Source organism: Allobosea sp. (assembly GCF_030694325.1).
Classification (GTDB): domain Bacteria; phylum Pseudomonadota; class Alphaproteobacteria; order Rhizobiales; family Beijerinckiaceae; genus Allobosea.
Window position 1 is genome coordinate 20,409 of the sequence record NZ_JAUXYO010000126.1, and the last position, 6,905, is coordinate 27,313.

General features: G+C 66.7%; 6 protein-coding genes. All 6 read left to right on the forward strand.

Features of this window, described 5'->3' with window-relative positions; all coding sequences use genetic code 11:
* Window position 1 precedes the first annotated feature (1 nt).
* The 6 genes from Q8M82_RS07775 (at window position 2) to Q8M82_RS07800 (ending at window position 6,709) form a co-directional block, all read left to right on the forward strand.
* The gene (locus Q8M82_RS07775) at window positions 2-1,051 is read left to right on the forward strand and encodes an ABC transporter substrate-binding protein (protein WP_305690800.1); all 1,050 of its coding nucleotides are present in this window, start codon (window positions 2-4) and stop codon (window positions 1,049-1,051) included.
* Between the two features lie 85 nt (window positions 1,052-1,136).
* Entirely contained in the window at window positions 1,137-2,450 is a 1,314-nt protein-coding gene (gene hpsN / locus Q8M82_RS07780; protein ID WP_305690801.1) for a sulfopropanediol 3-dehydrogenase, read from the forward strand.
* A 3-nt stretch (window positions 2,451-2,453) separates the two neighbouring features.
* Window positions 2,454-3,224: an SDR family NAD(P)-dependent oxidoreductase gene (locus Q8M82_RS07785; protein WP_305690802.1), complete on the forward strand. Its 771-nt coding sequence runs from the start codon at window positions 2,454-2,456 to the stop codon at window positions 3,222-3,224.
* A gap of 13 nt (window positions 3,225-3,237) precedes the next feature.
* Entirely contained in the window at window positions 3,238-4,227 is a 990-nt protein-coding gene (locus tag Q8M82_RS07790; RefSeq protein ID WP_305690803.1) for a zinc-dependent alcohol dehydrogenase, read from the forward strand.
* Window positions 4,228-4,627: 400 nt separating this feature from the next.
* A complete protein-coding gene (locus Q8M82_RS07795) occupies window positions 4,628-5,944 on the forward strand; it encodes an IS701 family transposase (RefSeq protein WP_305690804.1) in 1,317 nt (438 codons plus the stop codon).
* A 96-nt stretch (window positions 5,945-6,040) separates the two neighbouring features.
* A complete protein-coding gene (locus tag Q8M82_RS07800) occupies window positions 6,041-6,709 on the forward strand; it encodes a helix-turn-helix domain-containing protein (RefSeq protein ID WP_305690805.1) in 669 nt (222 codons plus the stop codon).
* The last annotated feature ends 196 nt before the right edge of the window (window positions 6,710-6,905 follow it).

The window sequence follows — 6,905 nt, forward strand, 5'->3', positions numbered from 1 at the left end:
GATGAAACGCATCGTTGCCGGATTGGGTATCGCCGCCGCCCTGGCCTTCGCCGCGCCTTCGCCGAGCCAGGCGCAGACCGCCATCGGCGTCAGCTATCAGCCCTCGCTCTACTGGGCGCTGCCGTTCCACTACGCCACCGTCAAGGGCTGGTGGAAGGAGGTCGGCCTGACCCCGAACTTCTCGACCTTCCCGGCCGGCGCGCCGCAGATCGCGGCTTCGGCCGCCAAATCCTGGGATGTCGGCGGCACCGGTTCGGTCCCCGCCGTGCTCGGCGCCGTGCGCTTCAACATCCTCACCATCGGCATCACCAATGACGAGTCGAAGACCAATGCGATGATGGTCCGCGGCGACAAATTCGACGCGATCAAGGCCGATCCCAAGCTGCTGAAGGGCCAGAAGCTGCTGCTCACCACCAATTCCACGGTGGATTACGCGGCCCGCAAATGCCTGACCAAGTTCGGACTGCAGAACAACGACATGCAGTTCGTCAATCTCGGCCAGGCCCAGATCATCACGGCGATCACCTCCAACAATGGCGATGTCGCCGGCGTCTGGGCGCCCAACACCTACACGCTCGAAGAGCGCGCCAACGCCAAATATCTCTGCTCGGGTGCCGATGCGAACGCGATCGTGCCGGGCGCGCTGATCGTGCGCGGCGATTTCGCCAAGGAGCGGCCCGACGACGTGGCGAAGTTCCTTGCCGTCTTCCTGCGCGGCTGGTCCTGGGCCAAGGCCAACCCGGCCGAGGCGCGCACGCTCGCGCTCGACTTCTACAAGCAGGGCGGGCTCGAAGTGACGCCCAAGGCGATGGATCAGGAGTTCGCGCTGCGGCCGACCTTCGGCCTCGACGAGCAGCTCAAGCTGATGGCGCGGGGCTCCGGCGCTTCGACGGTGGATGGCTGGTTCTCCGAGATCGGCAAGTTCATCACCGAGGTCGGCACGATCCCCTCCAACCCGGACGCCAAGAGCTACGTCACCGACGACTTCCTGAAGCGTGTCGCGGCCGATCCCAAGCTCCGCGCCTTCGCGACCGAATTCGACAAGAAGTGACCCGGCTCACGCCTGACCGACCGCTGCGGTGACGCCTCCCGGCGTCACCGCCACCATCCCTGCGCTCCGAAGCGGACCCATAGCCATGGCCATCATCCATCTCAAGACCGCGACCAAGACGCCGGAAACCGAGACCGATACCGCGCGTGCGGTCGTCACGCAGATGCTCGCCGCGATCGAGGCCGGAGGCGAGCAGGCGGTGAAGGACTACGCCCTCAAGCTCGACAAATGGGACGGGCCGATCGTCCTCGACCGGGCCGCCATCGCGCAGCGGATCCGCGACGTGCCGCAGGCCGTCAGGGACGACATCGACTTCGCCGCCGGCCAGGTGCGCCGCTTCGCCGAGGCGCAGCGCGCCTCCTGTCAGGATTTCTCGCTGGAGATCTCGCCCGGCCTGCATCTCGGGCAGAAGCTCGTGCCGGTGAACACGGCCGGCTGCTATGTGCCGACCGGCCGCTACGCCCATATCGCCTCGGCCTATATGTCCGTCGCCACCGCCAAGGCCGCCGGCGTCAAGACCGTCGTCGCCTGTTCCGCCCCGTTCCGGGGCCAGGGCATCCACCCCCATGTCCTCTACGCGCTGACGGTGGCGGGCGCGGACATCATCATGTGCCTCGGCGGCGTCCAGGCGGTCGCGGCGATGACCTACGGCCTGTTCACCGGCAAGCCGGCCGACATCATCGTCGGTCCCGGCAACAAATTCGTCGCCGAGGCCAAGCGCATGCTGTTCGGCAAGGTCGGGATCGACGTCTTCGCCGGCCCCTCCGAGGTCGCCGTGATCGCCGACGACAGCGCCGATCCGCTGATCGTCGCGACCGATCTCGTCGGACAGGCCGAGCACGGCCATGAGAGCCCGGCCTGGTTGATCACCTCATCGCGCCGCGTCGCCGACGAAGTCGCCAGGCTGATGCCGGAGCTGATCGCGACCCTGCCACCGACCGCGCGGGACGCGGCCGGCGCCGCCTGGCGCGACTATGGCGAGATCGTCCTCTGCGACACCCGCGAGGAGATGGTCACCATCTCGGACGCTTACGCCTGCGAGCATCTCGAGGTGCATTGCGCCGATCTCGACTGGTGGCACGCCCATCTCAGCAATTACGGCTCGCTCTTCCTCGGCGAGGAAACCAATGTCGCCTTCGGCGACAAGGTCTCGGGCCCCAACCACATCCTCCCGACCAAATTCGCCGCCCGCTATTCGGCCGGGCTGTCGGTCCACAAATTCCTCAAGCCCCTGACCTGGCAGCGCATGGACCGCGCCGCCTGCCAGCGCATCGCCCCCGTCTCGGCCCGGATCTCGCGGCTGGAGGGCATGGAGGCGCATGCCCGCACCAGCGATGCGCGCATGGCCAAATATGCGCCGGGCTCAAATGTCGATCTCGGCTCAGCCGTCGAGGTCTGAGCGATGTTCAGGCTGGCCGCTCTCTTCGACCTCACCGGCAGGACCGCGCTCGTCACTGGCGGCAACAGCGGCATCGGGCTCGCCATGGCCCGCGCACTGGGTCTGGCGGGCGCCCATCTCGTCCTCGTTGCGAGGCGGGATGACGCCCTGCGGGAGGCAGCCGAGGGACTGCGGGCCGAGGGCATCGCGACCGACATCGTCGCCGCCGACCTCGCCTCGAAGGAGGCGGGTGCGACTCTGGCGGCGGCCTGCGAGCGGCTGGGGCGGACGATCGACATTCTCGTCAATGTCGCCGGGCTCAATCTGCGCCAGCCCTTCATGCAGGTCGCGGCCGAGGCCTTCGACTTGCACATGGCGGTGCATCTGCGTGCGCCGTTCCTGCTGACTCAGGCCTTTGCGCCGGGGATGGCGCAACGCGGCTATGGCCGCATCGTCAACATCGCCTCTCTGCAGAGCTACCGGGCCTTCCCCGACTGCGCTCCCTATGGTGCCGCGAAGGGTGGCGTCGTCCAGCTGACGCGCGCCATCGCCGAGGAATGGTCACGCCATAGCGTCACCTGCAACGCGATCGCACCGGGCTTCTTCCCGACGCCGCTGACCGCCCCCGTCTTCGCCGATCCCGCGCGCGCCGCCAAAAACGCAGCGCAGACCGCCATCGGCCGCAATGGCGAGCTCGACGATCTCGCCGGCGCCACAGTTTTCCTGGCCTCGCCGGCCTCGGCCTATGTCACCGGCCAGACCCTGACCGTCGATGGCGGTTTCACCGCCAAATGAGGAGGCTCGCCGCATGAAGGCCCTGGTCTATACCGGCCCAAACGGCCTCGTCGTCCGCGATGAGCCCGATCCCGTGCCGCAGGCAGACGAGGTTCTGGTCCGGGTCGAGGCGGTCGGCATCTGCGGCTCGGACATGCACGCCTATCACGGCTTCGATGCGCGCCGCCCGCCACCGCTGGTCCTCGGCCATGAGGCGGCGGGGCGGATCGCGACGGGGCCCCGTGCCGGCGAGCGCGTCACCATCAATCCGCTCGTGGTCGATCCCGCCTGCCCTTATGCGATCGAGGGGCGCTGGCATCTCTCGCCGACGCGGCAGATCATCTCCATGCCGCCGCGGCCGGGCGCCTTCGCGGAGCTGGTACGCATTCCACTGCGCAATCTGACCCCGGTGCCCGGTGCGATGCCGATCGCCCATGCCGCGCTGGCCGAGCCCGTCGCCGTCTCCTGGCATGCGGTGCGGACCGGCATACAGCGCCTGCACCAGCCGCTGGCGGCCTGCCGGGTCGTGGTCCTCGGCGGCGGTGCGATCGGGCTCGCCGCCGGGCTGGTCGCGCGGCTGTTCGGCGCCCGCGATCTCGTCATCGGCGACACCAACCCGCAGCGCCGCGCGACGGTGCTGGCGGAAGAAATCGGCGTTTACAGTCCCGGCGAGGACGAGCCGGACGACAGCAGCGCCGATCTCGTGATTGACGCCGTCGGTGCTGATGCGACCCGGGCGGCCGCCTGCCGCATGGCGCGACCCGGCGGCGTCATCGTCCATGTCGGCCTGCTGCCCGGGCAGGGCGGCCTCGACATCCGCAAGCTGACGCTGCAGGAAATCACGCTGGCGGGCGTCTACTGCTATACGCCAACCGACTTCGGCCAGAGCGTCGAGGCGCTCGCGAAGGGCCGTCTCGGCGCCCTCGGCTGGACGGAGCATCGCCCGCTCAGTGAGGGCGCCCGGGCCTTCGCCGACATCGACGCCGGCCGCGTCTCCGCCGCCAAGATCATCCTCGAGACCTGAAGTACCGTCGCGACGGTGAGGATGGGCGCACGGCGCGCGCTCTGACTGGGGTGCTGTGGCGGAAAACGGCTCTGAGACGGCCTGGCTCGTCACGAGGCTTCTCACGTCAGAATGGCCGAAACCCCGCTCCGCCCATGTCTCAGCCGCATCAAGGAGATGGGCTGGTGCTGCGAGAGAGGATTGAACTCTCTACCACCGAATTTAAGTTCTTGAAATATAACGATTTATTTTTGGACCGTAGTGGATTTGTGTACCTGTGGAGAGGCTCTCTTAGGCGGGGTGAGCGCTGCAGTAAAGCCCTAGCACTACTTTGGCAGATTTTTGAGTTGGGCGGCATTTTCGGGATTCCCGCGGAGCGGTTTGCGTGATTCATGGGTGGTCGGCTTATGGAGGGCCGGCCATGGACGAGAGCTGGAAGTCCGACCTTGAGCGTTGGCTCACACCGTTTCTTGGTGCTCTGCGGCACAAGGTGCGGGCGCGGATGTGTCCGGCCTATGTGGCGGGGCTGATCGGCGCAGGTGATCGCAAGAGCATCCAACCGATGGCGGCGCGCGACGGTGACGTCGGCTACGACCAGCTTCATCACTTCATCGCCAGCGGAACTTGGGACGCCGCGCCACTTGAGAAGGCCTTGCTCACGGAGGCCGACAGGATGGTTGGCGGCGCCGAGGCCTGGCTCATCATCGACGACACGGCCCTGCCGAAGAAAGGCGAACGCTCCGTCGGCGTCGCGCCGCAATATGCCTCGGCGCTCGGCAAGAATGCCAACTGTCAAACACTGGTGTCGCTGACGCTGGCTTCCGGTGAAGTTCCCGTCATGGTCGGGTTGCGGCTGTTCCTGCCCGAGAGCTGGACGAGCGATCCCTCTCGGCTCTCCCGTGCAGGCGTGCCGGAGGATTTTGGAGGCTATCGGACCAAGCCGGAGATCGCGCTCGCCGAGATCGATCGCGTCCTGGCCGCTGGGGTGCGTTGTGGCTGCGTGCTGGCTGATGCCGGGTATGGCCTCTCCGCGTCGTTCCGACAGGGCCTGAGCGAGCGAGGGCTTGTCTGGGCAGTCGGCATTCCCTTCAAGCAGAAGGTCTATCAGGCCAGCGTGACGATGATCTTCCCCGTAGCCGGACGCGGCCGCCCGCGAAAGCGCCATGTCCCGGACACGGCGTCGGTCAGCGCACAGGCGATGCTGGAAGAGGCGCCTTGGCGGACGCTGAGCTGGCGGCGCGGGACGAAGGGCCGCCTGAAAGCCCGCTTTGCCGCGAGGCGCGTGCGTGTCGCCGACGGTCCGCCACAGCGGATCGGCGCCATGGGCGCCCAGCATCTGCCGGGCGAAGAGGTTTGGCTGGTCGGAGAACATCGCTCGAATGGAGACCGCAAATATTATCTCTCGAACCTGCCCGCCGACACCTCGCTCACGCGCCTGGCCGGCGCGATCAAGGCGCGCTGGATCTGTGAACAGGCGCATCAACAGTTGAAGGAAGAGCTTGGTCTCGACCACTTCGAGGGACGATCATGGACGGGGCTACACCGACACGCGCTTATGACCATGATCGCCTACGCCTTCCTCCAGTCCCGCCGCCTCAACCAGGCGAAGCGGGAAAAAAAGAATCCACGGTCCGCCACCACAGCCAACCCTGCCAACGATCCGGGCAGCCATCATCACCAAGCTCAAACGGCCGCCTCCAACGCGATGTCCGCATTGTCGATGCTGGCTCATTCCTAAAAATCTGCCAAAGTAGTGCTAAGTTCCCCTTCGAAGAAGGCTGACGAATGGTGCATGGCAAGCCTTCGCGCGCTGGCGGAGGACGGGGAGGCTACCATGCTCGACGCATCCGCAACGTCCGTCACCCTGCAACGTCTGCCAGGCGCGCCGACCGCCGAGCCGACACGGCTCCGCTCGCTGGCGCATCTGCGTCGCTTCGATCGCGAGCAGGACATCTACGGCCAGGAGGAGCGCAGCGACACTTGGTACCGTGTCGTTTCCGGCTCAGCGCGCAAATATCTGATGCGCGCCGACGGGCGCAGGCAACTGGTCGACATCTACCTGCCGGGAGATCTGTTCGGGTTCACGGCCCGCCTGTACCATCGGTTTGCCGTCCAGGCCGTCACTGAGGGAACCGTGGTCGCCTGCTACCCGCGCCAGCGTGTCGAGGCGCTGGCCAAGGAAGACTCCGAGACTGCCCTCGAAATCAGGATGCAGATGCTGGAGGCGCTGGAACGGCTGCAGGAGCAGCTCCTCGTCATCGGCACGATGACGGCTCAGGAAAAGGTCCGGGAATTCCTGTTCTACTTTCACCGACGGCTTGCGCCGAACAAGGACGAGGGCATGGCGCTGCCGATCTCTCGTTACGATATCGCCGACATGCTGGGTATCTCGCCCGAAACGGTCTGCCGGGCGATGACCGATCTTCAGGCACGCGGCGTCATCTCGCTGGAGGGTCCGCGCCGCATCCGGATTGGCCGGAGACAAGGCGGTCAGACTGGCTGAAGGTGCATGACGCGGCCGAACCGCTTGCCATCGGCAAGGTCGCCTCCGACCTCCTCCGGTCGTGTCCCTGCTGGTGGTGTAGCTTCGCGGAGCCACCTCGGTGCCGGCTTGGCCGGGCTGGTCAGGCGGCCACGGCTGGCAGGCTGACGATGGGATCATCGCTGATCGGCGCGATGCTTTCCAGCGTGATGTAGCG